Origin of the sequence: Pelagibius sp., from assembly GCF_028281305.1 — a bacterium.
GTDB lineage: Bacteria > Pseudomonadota > Alphaproteobacteria > Kiloniellales > Kiloniellaceae > Pelagibius.
In genome coordinates this window covers 1-20,210 of sequence record NZ_JANQKD010000122.1, presented here as the reverse complement: position 1 = coordinate 20,210, position 20,210 = coordinate 1, and the positions used below count along the sequence as shown (strand labels likewise).

Below are 20,210 nucleotides of genomic sequence, written 5' to 3'. Positions count from 1 at the left end.
ACTCCGCGACCAAAGTTGTATATACAACTTCGGTCAATCCGGAGACTGCCTTTTATGCCTGCTTCCACCGCCACCGACCCGCGCCGCGACAACGCCCGGGTGATCCGCAGCCCGCAGGGGACCGCGCTCTCGGCCAAGTCCTGGCTGACCGAGGCGCCCTTGCGCATGCTGATGAACAACCTGGACCCGGAGGTGGCGGAGAAGCCGGAGGAACTGGTGGTCTACGGCGGCATCGGCCGGGCGGCGCGCGACTGGGCGAGCTTCGACACCCTGGTCGCCAGCCTGCGGGAGCTGAACGAGGACGAAACACTGCTTGTGCAGTCCGGCAAGCCGGTGGGGGTGTTCCGCACCCACCCCGATGCGCCGCGGGTGCTGATCGCCAACTCCAACCTGGTGCCCCACTGGGCGGATTGGGAGCACTTCAACAAGCTCGATAAGGTCGGCCTGATGATGTACGGCCAGATGACCGCCGGCTCGTGGATCTACATCGGCAGCCAGGGCATCGTCCAGGGCACCTACGAGACCTTCGTGGAGGTTGGCCGCCAGCACTATGGCGGCGACCTGAGGGGCAAATGGATTCTGACCGGCGGCCTCGGCGGCATGGGCGGCGCCCAGCCGCTCGCCGCGACCATGGCCGGGGCCTCCATGCTGGCGGTGGAGTGCCAGCCGAGCCGCATCGAGATGCGCCTGAAGACCGGCTACCTGGACCGTCGCAGCGACAGCCTCGACGAGGCGCTGGCCATCATCGACGAGGCCGGCAAGAAGGGCGAGGCCGTGTCCGTTGGCCTGCTGGGCAACGCCGCCGAGATCTTTCCGGAGCTGGTGCGCCGTGACGTCAGGCCCGACGCCGTGACCGACCAGACCTCCGCCCACGATCCGCTGAACGGCTATCTGCCGGCAGGCTGGAGCCTGGAGCGTTGGGAGGAGGAGAAGACCCGCAACCCCGAAAGCGTCGTGCAGGCCGCCAAGGAGTCCATGGCCGTGCAGGTGCGCGCCATGCTGGAGTTCCATGCCCGCGGCGTGCCGACTTTGGACTACGGCAACAACATCCGCCAGATGGCGCAGGACATGGGCGTCGCGCATGCCTTCGACTTCCCCGGCTTCGTTCCAGCCTACATCCGGCCGCTGTTCTGCCGCGGCGTCGGCCCCTTCCGCTGGGCCGCCCTCTCCGGCGACCCGGAGGACATCTACAAGACCGACGCCAAGGTGAAGGAACTGATCCCCGACGATCCGCACCTGCACACCTGGCTGGACATGGCACGCGAACGCATCCACTTCCAGGGCCTGCCGGCGCGCATCTGCTGGGTGGGCCTGGGCCAGCGCGACCGCCTGGGCCTCGCCTTCAACGAGATGGTGGCCAGCGGCGAGCTCTCCGCGCCCATCGTGATCGGCCGCGATCACCTGGACTCCGGCTCCGTCGCCAGCCCCAACCGCGAGACCGAGGGCATGCGCGACGGCTCCGACGCCGTCTCCGACTGGCCGCTCCTGAACGCGCTGCTGAACACCGCCAGCGGCGCCACCTGGGTGTCGCTGCACCACGGCGGCGGCGTGGGCATGGGCTACTCCCAGCACAGCGGCATGGTGATCGTCTGCGACGGCACGGAGGCAGCCGCCAAGCGCGTCGCCCGCGTGCTGTGGAACGACCCGGGCACCGGCGTCATGCGCCACGCCGATGCCGGCTACGAGATCGCCATCGACTGCGCCCGCAAGCAGGGCTTGAAGCTGCCGATGCTGGGCTCATGATCCAGCTGCGCCCCGCCGCCACAACGCCTGAAAGAGCTGCAGCCTCATGACCAAAACCTCCGACATCGCCGGCCACTACACCAAGGGCGATCTCTTCGACCGGCTGCAGGCCGCCCTACGCGACGACGGCGTCGATCCCGACAAACCGAGCGTCGCGACCCTGGCCCCCTACGATCAGTTCCACGGCCGCGGCCTGGAAGTCACCGAGGAGATCGCCGAGACCCTCACCGTCACGCCGGAGGACCATCTGCTGGATATCGGCAGCGGCATCGGCGGACCGGCGCGCTACATGGCGACGCGCTTCGGCTGCCGCGTCACCGGCATCGACCTGACGGAGGAGTTCTGCGCCGTTGCGCGGCGCCTGACCGCCCTGCTCGGCCTCGAAGAGCGCGTCGACTTCCACCAGGGCAACGCCCTTGCCATGCCTTTCGCCGATGCCGGCTTTGCCGGTGCCTACTCCATGAACGTCTCGATGAACATCGCCGACAAGGCGGCTTTCTACGGTGAGATCCACCGGGTCCTGAAACCGGGCGGCTGGCTGATGCTTTCTGAGATTGCTCTGGGTCCGGGCGGTGGTCCGGACTATCCGACGCCGTGGGCGGCGACACCGGCGTCGAGTTTTCTGGTGACGCCGCAGCAAACAGAGGAGGGCCTGCAAGCCGCCGGCTTCGCGGACATCCGGCTGCGGGAAACCCGCGAGGAGGCGCTGGCCTTCGGCGCGCGCGCGAAAGAGATGGTGGAGCGCGGAGAGAAACCGCCGCATCGCGCGGTGCAGTTGGTGCACGGCGCCGAGGCCGCCACCATGGCCGCCAACACCGCGCGCGCCTTTGCCGCCGCCGCCATCCTGCCCATCGAGGTGCACTGCCGAAAGCCTGCGTAGAGCAACGGTCGAAAAGGCCGCACAACCTGACGCTGCTGGACGGGCGGCGCGGGAGACAAGTAGAACCGATCCAACGCGAAATCGATTTCTTGGGGCAAACACAAGGGAGACTGACGATGAAAAGACGTGCGTTCCTGAAAGCCGGCGGGGCCGGCGCCGCGGCCGCGGCAGCCGGCAGCCTGGCGGCACCCGCCATCGCGCAGGGCACCATGCAGTGGAAGATGGTCACCGCCTGGCCGAAGAACCTGCCCGGGCCCGGCGTCGCCGCGCAGCTTCTGGCCGACCGCATCACCGCGCTTTCCGGCGGACGTATCGAGGTAGAGCTCTTTGCCGCCGGCGAGTTGGTGCCCGGCCGCGGCGTCTTCGACGCGGTCTCCGAAGGCACGGCCGAACTCTATCATGCCGTCCCCGCCTACTGGGGCTCCAAGTCCAAGGGCATCCTGCTGTTCGGGTCCCAGCCCTTCGGCCTGCGCGCCGACGAGCAGGTGGGCTGGCTGACCCACGGCGGCGGGCAGGCGCTCTATGACGAGATGTATGCGCGCTTCGGCCTGAAGCCCTTCCTCTGCGGCAACTCCGGACCGCAGTGGGCGGGCTGGTTCCGCAACGAAATCACCTCCGTCGACGACCTGAGGGGCCTGCGTTTCCGCACCACGGGCCTGGCCTCCGAGATGTGCGCCAAGCTGGGCATGGCGGTGCAGGCCATGGGCGGGCGCGACATGTTTCAGGCGCTGCAGTCGGGCGCATTGGACGCCGGCGAGTTCATCGGGCCCTGGACCGATTCCGCCCTCGGTTACTACCAGGTCGCCAAGAACTACTACTGGCCGGGCGTGGGCGAGCCCTCCTCTGCCGAGGAATGCGGCGTCAATCTGGAGGCCTACGAAGCTCTGCCTGACGACCTGAAACAGGCCGTCGCGCTGGCCTGCGAGTCGCTCTACAACCCGGTCTGGACCGAGTACACCACCAAGCATGCCGCCGCGCTGCAGAAGCTGGTGGCTGAACAGGGCGTGCAGGTGAAGATGCTGCCGGAAAGCGTGCTCGTCGCCATGGGCAATGCCGCCGGCGAGGTCATGACCGAACTGCGCGAAGACAGCGACGAGTTGGTCAAGCGCATCGTCGAGAGCTTCCTCGCCTACCGCGCCTCGATCTCCGACTACATGGTCTATGCCGACAACGGCCAGATGAACGCCCGCGCGCTGGACTACACGTACTAGGCAGCTTTCGTAGTTGTCTTGCCTCACCCTTCGAGACGGACCTGTCGGTCCTCCTCAGGGTGAGGCAAGATGGCGCTGTGACCTCATGCTGAGGAGACCGCGACAGCGGTCGTCTCGAAGCATGGGAGCGGGGACACTCTACTGGAAACAGCGATGCAGCTTTGGATCGGCCGGCTTGAAGCGGTGAACCGCGCCGTCGGTTCGACGGTGCGCTGGCTGGCGCTCGCCATGGTGCTGCTGCAGTTCGCCGTGGTGGTGCTGCGTTACGTCTTCGGCATCTCTTTCATCTTCCTGAACGAAGGCGTGCTCTATATGCATGCCGCCCTTTTCATGGCCGGCGCCGGTTACACGCTGCTGGTCGACGCCCATGTGCGGGTCGACATCTTCTACTCCCGCAGGTCCAAACGCGGGAAGGCGCTGGTCGATACCTTCGGCGCCCTGATCTTCCTGCTGCCCTCCATGCTGGTGCTGCTGTGGTTCACCTGGCCCTCGGTGCGCAACGCCTGGGCGGTGCTCGAAGGACCGATCTCCGTCGGCGGCATCCCCGCGTCCTTCCTGCTGAAGTCCCTGACCCCGGCGTTCTGCAGTCTCCTCATCCTCCAGGGCCTCGCCTGCCTGCTGCGCGATCTTCTGCGCCTGGGCGGTAAGCAGGAATCCGCGTGAGCGATTACCTCGACGTTCTGATGTTCGCGGCGCTGATCGGCGCCATCCTGCTGGGCTATCCGGTCGCCTTCACGCTGACCGGCATCGCCGTGGTCTTCGCCGGCCTCGGCTGGGCCTTCGGCGTGTTCGACGTCAGTCTTCTGGGCGCGCTCGGGCAGCGCATCTTCGGCCTGCTGACAAACGACGTGCTGATCGCCATTCCGCTGTTCGTCTTCATGGGCGTGGTGCTGGAGAAAAGCCGCATCGCCGAGGACCTGCTGGAGACCATGGGCCGGCTTTTCGGCAGCCTGCGCGGCGGGCTCGGCGTTTCCGTCATCCTGGTCGGCGCCCTGCTGGCCGCCTCCACCGGCATCGTCGGCGCCACAGTCGTCGCAATGGGTCTCATTGCGCTGCCGACCATGCTGCGCAACGGCTACAGTCCGCGCCTCGCCTCCGGCGTGGTCTGCACTGCCGGCACCCTCGGCCAGATCATCCCGCCCTCGACACTGCTGATCATCCTGTCCGACGTCATGTCCAACGCCTATCAGCAGGCGCAGTTTCGCCAGGGCCTCTTCACCATCGACACCATTTCGGTCGGCCAGACCTTCGCTGCGGCGCTGCTGCCCGGCCTCGCGCTCGTCGTTCTCTACGCGATCTACATGCTGGCGAAGGCCTGGATCACGCCGGCGGCAGCCCCGGCCCTCGCCCGGCCGGAGGCGGCGCCGCCGCGCGCCAGGGTGCTGGCGGCGCTGCTGCCGCCGATGATCCTGATCGTCGCCGTGCTGGGGTCGATCCTGGGGGGTGTCGCGACCCCGAGCGAGGCGGCCTCCGTCGGTGCCATCGGCGCCCTGCTGCTGGCCGCCCTGCGCCAGAACGGCCGGCCCGGGCTGATCTATGCCGGCGGCGCGGCCTTGCTGGCCCTCGCGGTGCTGGCACGCTTCGCTCCGGTCCGTCTGCAGCGTGACGATGTGACCGCTCTGGACTGGGCGCTCGGCGCCCTGGCCATGGTGCTGGTCGCCGTCGCCGTGGCGGCCATCGCCCTTGCCCTCGGACGTGCCTGGCGGGCGGAGATCCTGAAACCGGTGATGACCAGCACCCTGACGGTGACGGCGATGATCTTCGCCACCATCCTCACCGCCAGCGTGTTCTCGCTGGTCTTCCGCGGGCTCGGCGGCGACACCCACGTGGAGGAGATCATCGCCGCCATGCCCGGTGGGCCCGACGGCGCACTGCTCTTCGTCATGGCGCTGATCTTCGTGCTCGGCTTCTTCCTCGACTTCGTCGAAATCTCCGTAATCCTGTTGCCGCTCGTCGTGCCGGCGCTGATCCTCATGGGCCACGACCCGGTCTGGCTGTCGATCCTGATTGCAATCAACCTGCAGACGTCCTTCCTGACGCCGCCCTTCGGGTTTTCGCTGTTCTACCTGCGTGGCGCGGCGCCAAAGGAGATAACAACCGGCCAGATCTACACCGGCGTCCTGCCCTTCATCGGCCTGCAGATCCTCGGCATGCTGGTGCTTTGGCAGTGGCAGGGGCTGGCAACCTGGCTGCCCGCCTGGCTGTTCTGAGCACTCCGCCGGGATTTCAGAAAACACTAATGCAGAACAGAATCCCCACGGGCCGAAGGGTCACAGAAAAGTCATGTGCATCGACCGGGATCGGGCTTACATAGCTGCGCATCGGGAGACGGTCCGACAGTCGGGCCGGTATCGGGGAGTGGGAGCAGATCATGACAAAGCGGATTGCCGTGTTGGGTGCCCTGGGCATCCTGGCCGTTCTTGTGGCCTTCAGCCTGAGCCAGGAGGGTCAGAGAACCCTCGCGCATATCACCGGCGAACCGCAGTCCGAGGCGCTGGTCAATCCCAACACAGGCGAAGCGGTTACACTGGAAGCCATTCAGAACGAAGCGGAGTGGCGCAAGGACACCGCGGAGAAGCTCCGCAACATCGATTGACAGTGGGCCTGCGCAGCGAGCTCTGTGATCCTGCTTTCTGAAGCTATTTGAGTTCGACGGCGATCCGGCGCTCGTTGCCCGGACGCACCTCGACCGTCGCGCGGCCCTTCCACTGGCCGCGGCTGGCCAGCACCACGTAGCGGCCCTGGCGCAGAAGGAACTGTCCGTTGGCGGCACTGCGTGTGGCGACGGGCTCGCTGAACGATGTGTCGTTCGCCTTGAAGACCTTCCAGTCAACCGTCTCGTTGATCACCGGCCCGCCGCGTCCGCGCAGCGCTGAGAAAGCGACGGCGCCGGCATTGAGGTCCAGGGTGTACTTGTAGGTATGGCCGGCGGTGATCTCGATCGTATGCCTCGCGAGCGCATCGGCAGTCCGCGCCACCACGAGGTAGTGTCCCTGCGGCAGAACCACCTGGGGATTGGGACTGCGCACCGCAGCCACCGGACGCCGCTGTCCGCTGGCATCGCGTCCGTAGGTGAGGATCTGCCAATCGATCGCAGAGGCCAGCGGCTGGGCGCCGCGATGGGGAATGACACGCAACTGCGCCCAGCCGGCGTTGAGGTTCACGCGGTGCGTGACCGCGCGGCCCGAAACATCAAAGACGGAGAGCGCGCTTGCGTCGCCGTAGCGAGCCTCGACCTGATAGCGCCCGTCCGCAAGCGTCGTCTTCAAGGGTGCGCCAACCTCTTCCGCCGGCGGCTCAAGCCGTCCGCCCGGACCGATACGGGCAATGGAAAAGACGACGGCCTCGCGCAGCGGTTCTGCGCCTTCGGCGATCACCACATCCAGGGTGACCGCCCGCTGCTTGTCCTCCGCTGTGGCGGAGCCGGAAAGGGCAGCGCCAAGAACCGTTGCAAAAGCGACGCAGATCGGCAGCGCCAGCCGTGTCTGGAAGACCTTTTCCGCCCGAAGCATAAGCCCTCACCCCTATCACACTGCCCGACCTGACCGCCGCACTATGCCGGAGCCGCGGTTTAAAAGCGATGAACGGATTCCACCAGTTGTGACAAATGCGCGCCAGTTTGCGGACAGAACCACGAAACCAAAAAGCGAATGCGTGACATGGAAAGGCACGAAGGGATTGGCTGCGCCGTAACGCCGGGCCGATGTTGCCTCTTGCGCTATTCGGGGCAGTGATCAACCGCTAGACTGGCCGGATGCCGTCGTTACTCGCTGGGACCGCCTTGGTGGCGCTGATTGTTTTCCTGTCTTTCGCGCCGCGGCCCGGATGGACGGACCTGCGCGATGCTTCGGCGACGGAACGCCGCCTTGTCCACCTGGAACTGGTGCTGGCAGTGGACTCGTCGTCCAGCGTTACGGATGACGAGTTCATGCTGCAGATGGAGGGCATTGCCGGCGCTTTCGAAGATCCCGCCGTGCTCCAGGCCATCGAGGAAACAGCGCCCAACGGCATCGCGGTCAGCCTGTTGCAGTGGTCCAGCCACGGGGCGCAGGCCGTCGCCCTCGACTGGACCCACGTGACCAGCGCCCAGGATGCTCTGGCCCTGGCCCGGCAGGTGCGCCGGAGCGGACGGCTGATCGGCGGTGGCGCGACCTCCATGAGCACTGCGCTCGCGCAGGCCACCCTGGCATTGGAAAACAACGCCTATCACGGCGAGCGCCGGGTCATCGACGTCTCCGGCGACGGCCGCGCCAACGAAGGCGAGTCCCCCGCCGTGGCGCGTGCTATCGCCAATCAGGCCGGCATCACCATCAACGGGCTGGCGATCCTCAACGAAGAGCCGGACCTGACGGCCTACTACCAAGCCTGGGTGGTGGGCGGTCCCAGCAGCTTCCTGCTGACCGCCGACGACTTCACCGACTTTGCCGTATCGATGAAGCGCAAGCTCTACTTCGAGATCGTGGGTCCGGCGATCGCACAGAGTCCGGCGGACGACTTCGATGGCGCGCGACCGGACGCGACGGCACAGGCAGACACAGAGCGCCCGCGCTAGCTCTCGTCGGCGCTCGCCGCATCCACCAGGAAGTCGCGAAAGACCTTCACCTTCTGCCGCTCCAGTGCGCCGGGCAGATAGACCAGGTGATAGCCGAGGTCGCTGGAGATCGTGAGGTCGAAGGGCTTCACGAGACGCCCCGCGGCCAAGTCCTCGCCAATCAACGAACTGCGCCCAAGGGCCACGCCCTTGCCTTCGGCCGCCGCATGGAGGATGACCGTGCTATCGTCGATCACCGGCCCGCGGCGTGCGTCGATACCGTCTACACCGGCCACCGCAAGCCACTGGACCCAGCCGCTGTGATCGTCTTCGTGCAGCAGAGTGTGATGGCGCAGGTCTTCGGGGCGCCGAAGCGGCCTGTCCCCCTCCAGCAGTCCCGGGCTGCAGACGGGCACGTAGTCCACCCGCAACAGAAACTCCGACACCAGGCCGTCCCACTTGCCGGCGCCGAAGCGCACGGCAATGTCGACGTCGTCCTGGCGCAAATCGACGGGCTGGATGGAGTGGTGCACCCGCACGTCGATTTCCGGGTACTGCTCCCAGAACCGCGGCAGGTGATAGATCAGCCACTTGGCCCCGAAAGCCGGCGTGATCGAGACGGTCAGGGTCCGGCTTTCCGCCCCGTCGCTTTTCAGCCGCGCCGCCGTTTCGGAGATGCGGGCAAAAGCATCCCGGACGACCGGATGGAGAGCCCGCCCCTGCTCGGTCAGCACCAGCTTGCGGGTCAGCCGTCGGAAAAGCGCGAAGCCGAGATGCTCCTCCAGGGCCTTCACCTGGTGACTGACGGCCGCCTGGGTGACATGCAGCTCGGCCGCCGCCTTGGTGAAGCTGAGATGCCGGGCGCCGGCTTCAAAGGCCCGCAGGGCATTCAGGGGAGGCAGATCCTTCATCGCTTTATGTCCAAGAAATCCTAATTCATTGCATTAGAAAGCATCGATTGTCGGCTATGCATTCCTCCATATTTTGTTGATTAGAAGCCAAATTCAAGCACGCAAATTCGACAGAGGCTCGCCTCGGTCGACCTTTAGATGAGGAAAATTATGTCTGAAATTCTTTTCTACAGCATCGCCCGCGCCGGCGGCCGTCTGTCGCCTCCCGGCATCAGCGAGCCCTTCGCGCCCCGCTTCCGGCCGGTTCGCCCGCGCCGCCCAAACCGCATTGCAAAGGCCGCGGTCAAGCTGCGCCGCTTTGCCGGACAGCGCCTGCTGGCCCTGGCTGCCGGCGCGCAACGCCTGGGACGGCGGTGGAGCGGCCCCCTGGAAGACCGCGCCGCTGGGCCGCGGTTGATCGCGGTGAAATGAAGCGCCCGCCCCGTCAGACCCGACCGCTTAGGCGAGCCAACGCTCCAGGAAGTTGCGCAGCCAGGCCTCCAGCGGCTCGTCGTAGCGCGCTGCGTCGGCGAGCTGACGGTCCTTGGCGTGCGCCCCGGGCTCTTCGAGCATATGCGCGGCATCGCGCAGCCAGCGCGTCATGACCGCTTCCGAAACCTCGGGATGGAACTGGATCGCGTAGGCCTTGTCGCCATAGCGGAAGGCCTGGTTGGGGAACACCGGGCCACTGGCCAGCAGCTCGGCGGAGGACGGCAGTTCGAATCCTTCGTTGTGCCACTGGTAGACGTGCATCGCCTCTCCAAGGAAACCGTCCGAGGCCGGGGCCGGATCGATCCTGACGTAGCCGATCTCGTGAAGGCCGTCGCCGTGGCGCGTCACCGGCGCCCCCAGCGCGCGGGCCAGCATCTGACCGCCCAGGCAGATGCCGAGAAACGGGCGGCCGCTCTCGGCCCAGGCCCCGATCCAGTCGATTTCGGAGCGGATGTAGTCCTTGCTCTCCGCATCGTTCACACTCTCTGCGCCGCCGTAGACAACAGCGGCTTTATAGTCCGCCTGCAAGGGCGGCAGGCTGTCGCCCTTGCCCGGCGAGCACCATTCGATCGCGTAGCCCATCTCCTGCAGCATCTTCGAGGCCCGGTCGTCGCGTTTGCCGACCGGATGATCGATCAAGAGAATGGTCTGTTTCATCAAGGCTCCGTCCCGGTTGGCTGAGAGGTGGGCTGAGGGCTGGACTGCGGGGTGCTCTGGGCCGTCACGAAGGCCCGCATGTGAAAGGTCGCCTGCGGCGCCTCGTAGATGTGTTCGCGCCCCACGGGGCAGGCCCGGCGTGCCAGGCAGCCGCCGGTCAGACAGTCCGCCCCGGCCGCCGCGCGCAGATGATCGGCACAGGCTGGAACGTCATAACCGGACTCGGAGAAGGCGTCCACCGGGCAGGCCGACAGGCAGGGCTTTTCCACGCAGGCCTCACAGGGATGCGTCGGCGGCGCCTCGTTCGGCAGTTCAAGAGCCTCGCCCAAAGCGAGGGCACCGCGATAAGCATGCCAAAGCCCGTAGACGGGATGGATCAGCATGCCCAGGGGCGAAGGCTTGAGGCCCTCGGCCTTCTGGGCCCAGCGCAGGAAGGGGTGGTAGGGCGGGCCGCCGAAAGGAAACAGCGCCAGACCCCGGAACCGCTCGGCCAGGCTGCCGACCACCCGGGCCGACCAGCGGTTCATCGGATCCGGTCGGCCGTCGGCCAACTCGGGCCCCGCCGTAAAGTCGGGCCAGAGGCTGCCACCGAGGTTGCCCAGCAGGACAAGGGTTCGGCTGGCACGGCCGTCCGGCTGCGGCGGCACCTGATCTTCCGGCGCAGGGGCCAGGGCGCCCCGCAGACGCAGGCCGGCCCCTTCCGCCGCCGCGGCGATCGCCGAGAGTGTCGGGGTCGCCCCCGTCATGGTCCAGGTGTCATGGTTCGGGCGTCATGGTTCGGGCGTCATGGTTCGGGCGTCATGGTTCGGGCGCATCCTCTTCTCCCGGCCAGTCGACGATATGGTCCTCCAGGTCCGCATCGGCCACCCGCCGCTCCGAGACCACGCGGCCGCGCACCGAGATCCCTGCGTCGTGGACCGTGTCGGGATCGCCCGAGACCAGAGGATGCCACCAGGCCAGGTCCCGGCCCTCGGCAAGACGGCGATAGGCGCAGCTCGGCGGCATGAAGTTCAGGTTGCCAATGGTCTCCGGCGCAAGCTGGACACAGTCCGGTACCCGCGCTTTGCGGTTCGCATAGTCGCCGCAGCGGCAGGTTCTCAGGTTCAACAGATGGCAGGCGACGTCGGTGTGGACGATTTCGCCGTCGTCCGGATCTTCCAGCTTGATCAGACAGCAGCGCCCACAGCCGTCGCAGAGAGCTTCCCACTCTGCGGTGGTCATCTCCGAAAGGGATTTGCGCTGCCAGAACGGAACCTGGTCCATACCGGCAGACTAGCCTGCCGGCCGTGCTCCTCCAAGCGCAGCCGTCAGGCGGCGGGGCGCATGACCTGGGCCGGCAGGACGATTTCGAAACGCCGGCGCAGTTCCCTGTCCAGGTCCGGCGAAATGGGCTGCGGCCAGTGTTCGGCCAGCACCTTGCGCGCCTTCTCGCGCGCCGCTTCGCGAATATCCCGGGCGCCCTTCTGCTCCCAGTCGTCGCGGTTATCCCGGTCCAGAAGGCTGGGGTAGAGATACTCGCTGTTCATCAGCGCCAGGGTCTGGGCATGGCCCAGGAAATGCCCGGGGCCCTTGCAGACATCGTCGATCACGGCGATCGAAAGCGACTCCTCCGTCACCTCAATGCCCTTCAGCATGCGCATGATCTCGCCGTTGACGTCGTTGTCGATCACGTATTGCTCGTAGGCGACCGTGAGCAGACTTTCCAGAAAGCCGGCGGAGTGGTGAATGTAGTTGGAGCCCGCCAAAGCCGCCGCCAGGCCGGTGACACCCTTCTCGGCCCCGGCCTGCGCATCCGGAACCTTGGAATCCGAAATGCCGGAGGAGTTGTAGATCGGGATCTCCAGGTGCTGGGCGATCTGGGCGCAGGCGGCATTCAAGAGCGCGAACTCGGCTGAGCCGCCGACGAAGGCGCCGCTGCGCAGGTCGGCCTGGGCCGGCACGCAGCCCATCATCAGCGGGTGGCCCGGGTTCAGGAGATTCACGTATGTGATGCCCGAAAGCTGCTCGGCGATGATCTGCACCAGGGTTCCGGCCAGCGCTGCCGGTGAAGTCGCTCCCGCCTGCGGTGCCGAAGAGATCGCCACCGGCAGTCCCTGGGCGACGATCTGGTCGAGGATCTCCACGGTCTCCGTCGCGTAGCGCAGCGGGCTCACGGTCCAGCAGTTGCTGTAGGAAATGATGGGCCGGCGGTCCAGCGCCTCGGCGCCGCCGGCCAGGATCTCCGCCATGGCGCGCTGCTCGGCGACCTTCTCCGGCAAGTAGGCATTGGCCATCACGTGCTTATCGGTGGCTGCCAGGCAGGCGTAGAACTGGTTGATGTCGATCTGCTCGTTCGGCAGGTCGCGCGGCACCACCGGGCGCATGTAGAAATGGATGTGTTCCAGGGTGTCGCAGAGACGGCCGATGTCGTAGTTGTCGCTCAGCCGGGTCTCGCGGACGGTGCCGTCGAGATCGAGGATCTTCACCGCCTGGCCGCCGGTGCCCATGTAGACCCGCTGCCCGCCCAGTTCCAAATCATGCTGCGGGCTGCGCCCGGCGAGGAGAACCTTGCGGGCCGCAGTCTCGAGGCCCCGCTCGACAAGCCGGTGACCGATGAAGACGCGGTTGGCATCGTCGTCGACGCGGCAGCCGGCCGCCCGAAAGACCTCGCGGCAGGGACTGGGATGGACTTCGATGCCGGTGCGCTCCAGCACCTCCATCGCCGCCCCGACGATCCGTTCCACATCGCCTTGCCGCAGAGGACGATAGGCGCCTCCGGAAAGTCCGGCCGGGACCACGGCGGCCGAGGAGCGCTCGGCGGAAGCCGTCCTGCGCCGCGCCGCGCCGCGCCGGCCGCCCGACCGCTTGTTCTCAGATCCTGCCCGCCGCTTGCCTGTCATCCAGAACCCGTCCGTTCCCGCCGTTCCGACGGCCCGAGGGCCGCTTGCGCAGACTCAAGCTTGGCGCGACACCGCACAAGCGCTGTCCCCCAACCGACAAATAGTGTCGCGGAGGCCGGAAGCCGCAAGCAAGACGTGCCCCAAACAAAGCGGGCCCCGGCAAAGCCGGGACCCGCTTGAGAGAATGGATTCGCGTTCGAGGCCGCGCTAAGCGGCCCGCACCTTGGCGATGAACTGCTCGACTTCGCGGCGCAGAGCATCCGACTGGGACGAGAGCTCGCCAGCGGCGCTCAGCACTTCGCTGGCGGAGGTCCCCGATTCACCGGCGGTCTTGGTGACCGAAGCCACGTTGCCGGCGACCTGCTGCGTGCCGGCCGAGGCCTGCTGGGCATTGCGCGCGATCTCCTGGGTAGCAGCGCCCTGCTGCTCCACCGCCGCGGAGATCGAGCCGGCGATCTCGTTGATCTGCTCGACCGTCTCGCCGATGGAGCGGATGGCCGCAGCGGCATCGGTGGTGGCGGTCTGGATCTCGGCAATCTGCTGGGAGATTTCCTCCGTTGCCTTGGCGGTCTGGGTGGCCAGGGACTTCACCTCGTTGGCCACCACGGCAAAGCCCTTGCCCGCCTCGCCCGCGCGCGCCGCCTCGATGGTGGCGTTGAGCGCCAGGAGGTTGGTCTGTTCGGCAATGTCGGAGATCAGCTTCACGACCTCGCCGATCTTCTGTGCTGCGTCGACCAGCCCCTCGACCTTGCCGTTGGTTCCGCGTGCGTCATCCACCGCCTTGCCGGCCGTCTGCGATGAGCGGGTGACCTGACGCCCGATCTCTTCGATCGACGCGGAAAGCTCCTCCGCCGCCGAGGCCACGGTCTGAACGTTGCCCGAGGCTTCGTCCGAAGCGGTGGCGGCGGCGCGGGCCTGCTCTTCGGTCTGGTCGGCGGCCGCAGACATCGACTGTGCCGTACCCTGCATGGTGCCGGCGGTCGCCGAAACGGAATCGACGACCGACTTCACACTGGCCTCGAAGCCGTCGGCAAGCTGGCGCATGGCGGCGCGCTTTTCTTCGTCAGACCGTGCGGCAGCGTCGCGGTTCTCCTGCTCAAGGCGCTTCTGTTCCTGCGCATTGCTGCGGAAGACCTCCACCGCATCTGCCATCTCGCCGATTTCATCACGGCGCCCGGCACCGGGAACCTCGACATCGAGATTGCCCGCCGCCAGCGCGCGCATGCTGCCGACCATGCCGGCGATGGGACGTGTAATGCTGCGGGCGATGAACACGGAGATGACGGCAATGCCGGCCAGGATGGCGGCGATGGTACCGGCGACGACCATGGCCTCCTGCCAGAAGACCGCCTTCAGATCATCGATATAGACACCGGTGCCGATGACCCAGCCCCAGGGATCGAAACCCTTGACGTAGGACTCCTTGTCGACCGGCACATCACTGTTCGCCTTGGGCCAGAGATAGCGCACGTAGCCGGCGCCCTGCGCGCTGACGACCCTGTTGAATTCGACGAAGATCTGGGTACCGGCCTTGTCTTTCAGTTGGCTCAGATCCTTGCCGTTCAGCTCCGGCTTGACGGCATGCATGATCATGACCGACTGCCGGTCGTTCACCCAGAAGTACTCATTGCCGTTGTAGCGGATATCCCCGATCGCGGTCAGCGCCAGGCGTTGCGCCTCCTCCGTCGAAAGCTCGCCGGCCTCGGCACGCTGATGATAGGCGGCGGCGATGGCAACTGCGCTTTCGACGAGCTGGCGCAACTCGTTGCGCTTCTGGTCCACCAGCGAAGAGCGCAGATCAACCAGCATGATGCCGGCAACAAACACCATTCCAAGGGCAGACAGCGCAATCAGCATCGATATGCGATGCGCGATCCCAAACGATCGGACGGCCCTGATCGACATTGAACATCCCCATGAGCAAGTGGTCTTGAATGAGCGGAAGCTAACGACGGACCCCTTAAACAACCGTTTAAGCTAAGTGCCTGTATTTAGGAGACTTTTTGACGAGCAGCACGGACGAAATGATTACTCATAGTTGGTATTTCCGACTGCTGTGCTTGGCCATAATTTCAAGGATTTAGCGGGTTTTTGGGTCAAAGGTCCTACAATTGAAGATCGTGGTGCTTCCACCAAGTTCAGGTCTTCGCTGCAGATCCGGAGAGGTCCACCCAGCCGGCATCGGGCGCTTTATGGCCGCCGCAAAGGATGCTATGACGAGAAAAGTTGTATATACAACTTTGAAAGGGAGGGACGCGCCTGTGTCCGATGACGGCATGTCGGGGGAACGCCTTACGCTCACGGCAGGTACACTGACACTGCAGGACCTCCGCGGCTGGTGGGAAACGCCGCGCCGGCTGGGCTTGGCGCCGGCGAGCTACGACGCAATCCGCGCCTCGGCGGAGACCGTTGCGGCGGTGGTCGCCGAAGGCCGCACGGTCTACGGCATCACGACGGGTTTCGGCAGCCTGGCCCGCCAGACCATTTCCGCCGATCAGGTCGCCGAGCTGCAGAGCCGGCTCGTGCGCTCCCACAGCACCGGCGTCGGCCCGGCCCTGGACGACCGTGTTGTCCGCCTGATCCTGCTGACCAAGATCAATGCTCTGGCGCGCGGCCACTCGGGCATCCGCGCCGAGGTCATCGACCGCTTGGCCCTGCACCTGAACGAGGAGCTCTACCCGGTCATTCCCGCCAAGGGGTCGGTCGGCGCCTCCGGCGACCTCGCCCCCCTGGCGCATCTCTCCAGCGTGCTGCTGGGCGAGGGGCAGATCCGCCAGGGCGGCCCCCAGGGCGGTCAAATCCGCCCGGCCGCCGCGGTGATGGCCGAACGGGGCCTGGCCCCGATCGAGCTCGCCGCCAAGGAAGGGCTCGCCCTGCTTAACGGCACACAGGTCTCGACGGCGCTCGCCCTGCACGGGCTGTTTCAGGCCGAGCGCATCTTCGCCGCGGCGCTGGCCGCTGGCGCCCTCTCGGTCGACGCGGCGCTGGGCAGCGACACGCCCTTCGATCCGCGTATTCACAGTCTGAGAGGGCATGACGGCCAGATCGATGTCGCGGCCCGGCTGCGCGACCTGCTTGCCGACAGCGAGATCCGCCAGTCCCACCTCGACTGCGACCGGGTGCAAGATCCCTACTCCCTGCGCTGCCAGCCCCAGGTCATGGGCGCTGCCCTCGACATCATGCGCAGCACGGCGCGTTCCCTGGTGGTCGAGGCCAACGCCGTCTCCGACAATCCCCTGGTCTTCCCCGACAGCGGCGAGGTGCTCTCGGGTGGAAACTTCCATGCGGAACCGGTGGCCTTTGCAGCCGATATGCTCGCCATGGCGATGGCGGAGATCGGCGCCCTTTCGGAGCGCCGCATCGCCCTTCTCGTCGACGCGACCATGAGCACTCTCCCCGCCTTCCTGGTCGCCGAACCGGGCCTTAACTCCGGCTTCATGATCGCGCACGTGACGGCGGCCGCCCTGGCTTCTGAGAACAAGATGCTGAGCCACCCGGCCAGCGTCGACAGCCTGCCGACCTCAGCCAACCAGGAAGACCATGTCTCCATGGCCGCCCATGGCGCGCGCCGGCTCTCCGACATCGCGCAGAACGTCGGCCATATCGTCGCCATCGAGCTGATGGCGGCCGCCCAGGGCATCGACCTGCGCCGGCCGCTGAAAACCTCCCCGAAGCTGACGCGCGCGATGGAAGCTGTCCGGTCCCGGGCGGCCTTCCTGGAAGACGACAGGCTGCTGGCGCCCGACATCGAGGCCCTGACCGACCTGGTACTCAGCGACTGGTTTCCCAGCCGGCTGCTGGAGGCCGATCTCCTGCCGTGAGAGCCGGAAGACCCGGCCCTCGGCGCCTGATTCTAGCCGCTGGACGATCACGCGAGCAGGCCTATATACTTTCTATGGCAGAGGATTTGTTGGCACTCAAACGAATCGCAAAAGACGATCATCGGGTTGCCTAACTGCGGTTTTGAAACTCCTTAGGGGTGACCAACTTGTCCAGCTTATCCGAAAAAACAGACGTTTCGGCGTCGGCTCCGGCGCGTACTTTCATCCTCGATGATCAGGTTCAGCACCTGCTGCGCCGCGCGCACCAGCGTGCTTCGTCCATCTTCCTCTCGGTTCTGGCCGACGCGCAGCTCACACCGACCCAGTTCTTCGCTCTGGCGCGCCTGCACGAGACCGGCAGGCTCTCCCAGAACCGGCTGGGCCGGCTGGCGGCGATGGACCCGGCGACGATCCAGGGCGTCATCCGGCGCCTGCAGGAGCGCGGCCTGATCGAGCGCCTGCCGGACCCGAACGATCGGCGCCGCATGCTGCTGAGCCTGTCGCCCCTGGGGCAGGAAACGGTGTCCGGCCTGCTGGCGGACGCCAAGACCATCGGTGGCGAGATCATGGCCCCCCTCAGTCCCGAGGAGCAGGATCAGTTCATGGCCTTGCTGAGAAAACTGGTCTGAGCGGAAAGCGATCTTGAGCGGCCGGGCCGGGCAGTTCCGCTCTGCGGTCTGCCCTTGCGGTCTGCACTAGTCGACCGTCCAGGTCGGGCCCTTCTGGAGCAGCTCGGCCAGCTTGCCTGGGCTCGTCTTCTGGGCCGCTGCGACCTCCCCGACGACGCTGGCCTCATAGCTGGCCGGCGCCGGATCACAGTACAGCACCCCCAGGGCCACCGGCAGGTGGGGCGGCTCCATGGCTGCCAGCAGGCCGGCCATGGTCCGATCCGTTTCGTCGTGGACCAGAATGTCCGCCTCGGTGATGCCGTCTTCGCCCAGGGTGACCGTCTCAAGGGCGAGACGCCCCGGCGCCAGGCGCAGCCCTTTGGTGCGCTCCTTGCCGAAGAGCATGGGCTTGCCGTGCTCCAGCAGGATCTGTGCATCGGCGGCAACATCGCGGTCGGTGAAGCCGGAGAAGACGCCGTCGTTGTAGACGATGCAGTTCTGGAAAATCTCCACCAGGGAAGCACCGCGATGCTGGCGTGCCCGCTTCAGCACCTCCGGCAGGTGCTTCTGCTGCGTGTCGACCGAACGGGCAAAGAAGCGCGCGCCGGCGCCCAGTGCGAAAGAACCGGCAGAGACCGGCGTGTCCAGCGACCCGCGCGGCGTCGAGGGCGAGCGCGTGCCGACCCGCGAGGTCGGCGAATACTGGCCCTTGGTGAGGCCATAGATCTCGTTGTTGAACAGCAGAAGCTGAAGATCGACGTTGCGGCGCAGGACGTGCAGCAGGTGGTTGCCGCCGATCGACAACGCATCGCCGTCGCCGGAGACCACCCAGACGTCGAGCTCCGGATTGGTCAGCTTCACACCGGTGGCAATGGCGGGCGCACGCCCGTGGATGGTGTGGAAGCCGTAGGTCGCCAGGTAATAGGGAAAACGCGCGGCGCAGCCGATGCCGGAAATGAAGACGGTCTTCTCGGTCTCCGCCTGCAGTTCGGCCAGGGTCTTCTGCACCGCCTTCAGGATCGCGTAGTCGCCGCAGCCCGGGCACCAGCGCACCTCCTGGTCGGAGGCATAGTCCTTCGCCGTCTTCACCGGTGGTGTCGTCACGTTCATCTCAGCTCTCCAGGCGGGCGCGCACGGCCGCCTCGATCTCGGCAATCTTGAAGGGCTTGCCGGTCACCTTGTTGACGCCCTCCGCCGGCACCAGGAACTCGCTGCGCAGCAGCGTCACAAGCTGGCCGTCGTTCATCTCCGGCACCAGGATGCGGTCGAAGGCGGCGAGCAGGTCGCCCAGGTTGCGCGCCAGCGGCCAGATGTGGCGCAGGTGCAGATGGGCGACAGACACCCCTTCCTGGCGCAGGTTGTCGACAGCGCGGCTGATCGGCCCGTAGGTGGACCCCCAGCCGACCACCACCAGGCTGTCGTCGGTGCCGCCCTGCTCGAAGACCTGCTCGGGAATGTCGCCGGCAATGCCCAGGATCTTGTCGCGCCGCAGGTCGGTCATGCGCTGGTGGTTCTGCGCATCGTAGGAGATGTTGCCGCTGTCGCTGGCCTTTTCGATGCCGCCGATACGGTGCTCCAGGCCGGGCGTGCCGGGCACCGCCCAGTTGCGGGCCAGGGTCCCGGCATCGCGGCGGAAGGGATGGAAGCCTTCCGGGTCGATGTCGAAGCTGACCGGGAAGCGCGGCAGGGAGTCGACGTCGGGCAGTGCCCAGGGCTCGGCCGCGTTGGCGATGTAGCCATCGCTCAGCAGAATCACCGGCGTCATGTAGCGGGTGGCCAGGCGCACCGCCTCCATCGCCACCTCGAAACAATCCGCCGGAGAACGCGCCGCCAGCACCGCCAGAGGGCTGTCGCCGTTGCGCCCGAAGACCGACTGGTAGAGATCGGACTGCTCGGTCTTGGTCGGCATCCCGGTCGAGGGGCCGGCGCGCTGGGAGTTGACGACCACCAGCGGCAGCTCGGCCGAGATGGCAAGCCCCAGCGCCTCGGTCTTCAGGGCCACGCCCGGGCCGGAACTGGAGGTCACCCCGACGCCGCCGGCATAAGAAGCGCCGATGGCGGCGCAGACCGCGGCAATCTCGTCCTCGGCCTGAAAGGTGACCACACCGTGGTCCTTCAGCCCGGCAAGGGAGTGCAGCAGCGAGGAGGCGGGGGTGATGGGATAGGAGCAGAAAACGAGTTTCAGCTCTGCGGCCGCCGCACCGGCGACCAGGCCCCAGGAGAGCGCTTCCGCGCCGGTGATGTTGCGGTAGAGACCGGGCGCGATCTTGGCCGCCGGCACGGAAAAGGCCGCCAGATCCTCGCCCATCTCCGCCGTCTCGCCAAACGCATGACCCGCGTTCAGGGCAGCGATGTTGGCCGCCGCAATCTCCGGCCGCTTGGCGAACTTGGCATTCAGCCAGTCCTGGGTCGCCTTGCGCTGGCGCCCGAACATCCAATAGACCAGCCCAAGGGCCCACATGTTCTTGCAGCGCAGCGCTTCTTTCTTGGTAAGGCCC

General features: G+C 66.6%; 19 protein-coding genes. 10 read left to right on the top strand and 9 right to left on the bottom strand.

The genetic code is table 11. From position 1 onward, the window contains the following. Positions 1 to 54 precede the first annotated feature (54 nt). The 6 genes from hutU to Q0982_RS22610 all read left to right on the top strand — a co-directional run bounded on the left by hutU (position 55) and on the right by Q0982_RS22610 (position 6,430). Positions 55 to 1,743 carry a urocanate hydratase gene (gene hutU, locus Q0982_RS22635; protein ID WP_299400056.1) on the top strand — a complete coding sequence of 563 codons (1,689 nt, stop codon included), beginning with the start codon at positions 55 to 57 and terminating at the stop codon, positions 1,741 to 1,743. Positions 1,744 to 1,789: 46 nt separating this feature from the next. Next, the gene (locus Q0982_RS22630) at positions 1,790 to 2,623 is read left to right on the top strand and encodes a class I SAM-dependent methyltransferase (RefSeq protein WP_299400055.1); all 834 of its coding nucleotides are present in this window, start codon (positions 1,790 to 1,792) and stop codon (positions 2,621 to 2,623) included. A gap of 116 nt (positions 2,624 to 2,739) precedes the next feature. Continuing rightward, positions 2,740 to 3,834: a TRAP transporter substrate-binding protein gene (locus Q0982_RS22625; protein ID WP_299400053.1), complete on the top strand. Its 1,095-nt coding sequence runs from the start codon at positions 2,740 to 2,742 to the stop codon at positions 3,832 to 3,834. Positions 3,835 to 3,987: 153 nt separating this feature from the next. Next, positions 3,988 to 4,497: a TRAP transporter small permease subunit gene (locus Q0982_RS22620; RefSeq protein ID WP_299400051.1), complete on the top strand. Its 510-nt coding sequence runs from the start codon at positions 3,988 to 3,990 to the stop codon at positions 4,495 to 4,497. After that, the gene (locus tag Q0982_RS22615; RefSeq protein WP_299400049.1) at positions 4,494 to 6,044 is read left to right on the top strand and encodes a TRAP transporter large permease subunit; all 1,551 of its coding nucleotides are present in this window, start codon (positions 4,494 to 4,496) and stop codon (positions 6,042 to 6,044) included. The genes Q0982_RS22620 and Q0982_RS22615 overlap by 4 nt, the downstream gene beginning before the upstream one ends. Before the next feature lie 161 nt (positions 6,045 to 6,205). Next, on the top strand, positions 6,206 to 6,430 hold the full coding sequence (locus Q0982_RS22610; RefSeq protein WP_299400048.1) for a hypothetical protein: 225 nt from the start codon (positions 6,206 to 6,208) through the stop codon (positions 6,428 to 6,430). A gap of 43 nt (positions 6,431 to 6,473) precedes the next feature. Here the strand turns inward: Q0982_RS22610 and Q0982_RS22605 are convergent, their stop codons facing one another. Further along, positions 6,474 to 7,346: a hypothetical protein gene (locus Q0982_RS22605; RefSeq protein ID WP_299400046.1), complete on the bottom strand. Its 873-nt coding sequence runs from the start codon at positions 7,344 to 7,346 to the stop codon at positions 6,474 to 6,476. Between the two features lie 272 nt (positions 7,347 to 7,618). Here Q0982_RS22605 and Q0982_RS22600 point away from each other — a divergent pair, with 272 nt between their 5' ends. After that, positions 7,619 to 8,386 carry a DUF1194 domain-containing protein gene (locus tag Q0982_RS22600; protein ID WP_299400044.1) on the top strand — a complete coding sequence of 256 codons (768 nt, stop codon included), beginning with the start codon at positions 7,619 to 7,621 and terminating at the stop codon, positions 8,384 to 8,386. On the opposite strand, the gene Q0982_RS22595 is transcribed toward Q0982_RS22600, so the two are convergent. After that, positions 8,383 to 9,276: a transcriptional regulator GcvA gene (locus Q0982_RS22595; protein ID WP_299400041.1), complete on the bottom strand. Its 894-nt coding sequence runs from the start codon at positions 9,274 to 9,276 to the stop codon at positions 8,383 to 8,385. The genes Q0982_RS22600 and Q0982_RS22595 overlap by 4 nt on opposite strands. Before the next feature lie 150 nt (positions 9,277 to 9,426). On the opposite strand from Q0982_RS22595, the gene Q0982_RS22590 reads away from it, so the two are divergent. Further along, a complete protein-coding gene (locus tag Q0982_RS22590) occupies positions 9,427 to 9,687 on the top strand; it encodes a hypothetical protein (RefSeq protein WP_299400039.1) in 261 nt (86 codons plus the stop codon). A gap of 27 nt (positions 9,688 to 9,714) precedes the next feature. Here the strand turns inward: Q0982_RS22590 and Q0982_RS22585 are convergent, their stop codons facing one another. From Q0982_RS22585 to Q0982_RS22565, 5 genes are all read right to left on the bottom strand, one after another. Next, on the bottom strand, positions 9,715 to 10,404 hold the full coding sequence (locus tag Q0982_RS22585; protein ID WP_299400037.1) for a hypothetical protein: 690 nt from the start codon (positions 10,402 to 10,404) through the stop codon (positions 9,715 to 9,717). Next, positions 10,404 to 11,150, bottom strand: coding sequence for a ferredoxin (locus Q0982_RS22580; protein ID WP_299400035.1), 747 nt, complete (start codon positions 11,148 to 11,150; stop codon positions 10,404 to 10,406). Before Q0982_RS22580 ends, Q0982_RS22585 begins: the two co-directional genes overlap by 1 nt. Before the next feature lie 52 nt (positions 11,151 to 11,202). Then, positions 11,203 to 11,667, bottom strand: a complete 465-nt coding sequence (locus Q0982_RS22575; protein ID WP_299400032.1) for a YcgN family cysteine cluster protein — start codon at positions 11,665 to 11,667, stop codon at positions 11,203 to 11,205. 44 nt (positions 11,668 to 11,711) lie between these two features. Beyond that, positions 11,712 to 13,283 (bottom strand): trimethylamine methyltransferase family protein, encoded by a 1,572-nt coding sequence (locus Q0982_RS22570; RefSeq protein WP_299400030.1) that lies wholly within the window; start codon positions 13,281 to 13,283, stop codon positions 11,712 to 11,714. A 207-nt stretch (positions 13,284 to 13,490) separates the two neighbouring features. Further along, positions 13,491 to 15,140, bottom strand: a complete 1,650-nt coding sequence (locus tag Q0982_RS22565) for a methyl-accepting chemotaxis protein (protein WP_299400028.1) — start codon at positions 15,138 to 15,140, stop codon at positions 13,491 to 13,493. Between the two features lie 419 nt (positions 15,141 to 15,559). Here Q0982_RS22565 and hutH point away from each other — a divergent pair, with 419 nt between their 5' ends. Together hutH and Q0982_RS22555 are read left to right on the top strand one after the other, a co-directional pair. After that, entirely contained in the window at positions 15,560 to 17,104 is a 1,545-nt protein-coding gene (gene hutH, locus Q0982_RS22560) for a histidine ammonia-lyase (protein ID WP_299400081.1), read from the top strand. 167 nt (positions 17,105 to 17,271) lie between these two features. Continuing rightward, complete coding sequence (locus tag Q0982_RS22555; RefSeq protein ID WP_299400026.1) at positions 17,272 to 17,733, top strand: MarR family winged helix-turn-helix transcriptional regulator; 462 nt, start codon at positions 17,272 to 17,274, stop codon at positions 17,731 to 17,733. 66 nt (positions 17,734 to 17,799) lie between these two features. Here Q0982_RS22555 and Q0982_RS22550 read toward each other — a convergent pair whose 3' ends face one another. Both Q0982_RS22550 and Q0982_RS22545 read right to left on the bottom strand, forming a co-directional pair. After that, positions 17,800 to 18,822 (bottom strand): 2-oxoacid:ferredoxin oxidoreductase subunit beta, encoded by a 1,023-nt coding sequence (locus tag Q0982_RS22550; RefSeq protein ID WP_299400024.1) that lies wholly within the window; start codon positions 18,820 to 18,822, stop codon positions 17,800 to 17,802. Between the two features lies 1 nt (position 18,823). Beyond that, positions 18,824 to 20,210, bottom strand: a 1,387-nt coding sequence (locus Q0982_RS22545) for a 2-oxoacid:acceptor oxidoreductase subunit alpha (RefSeq protein WP_299400022.1), incomplete at its 5' end; no start/stop codon positions are given.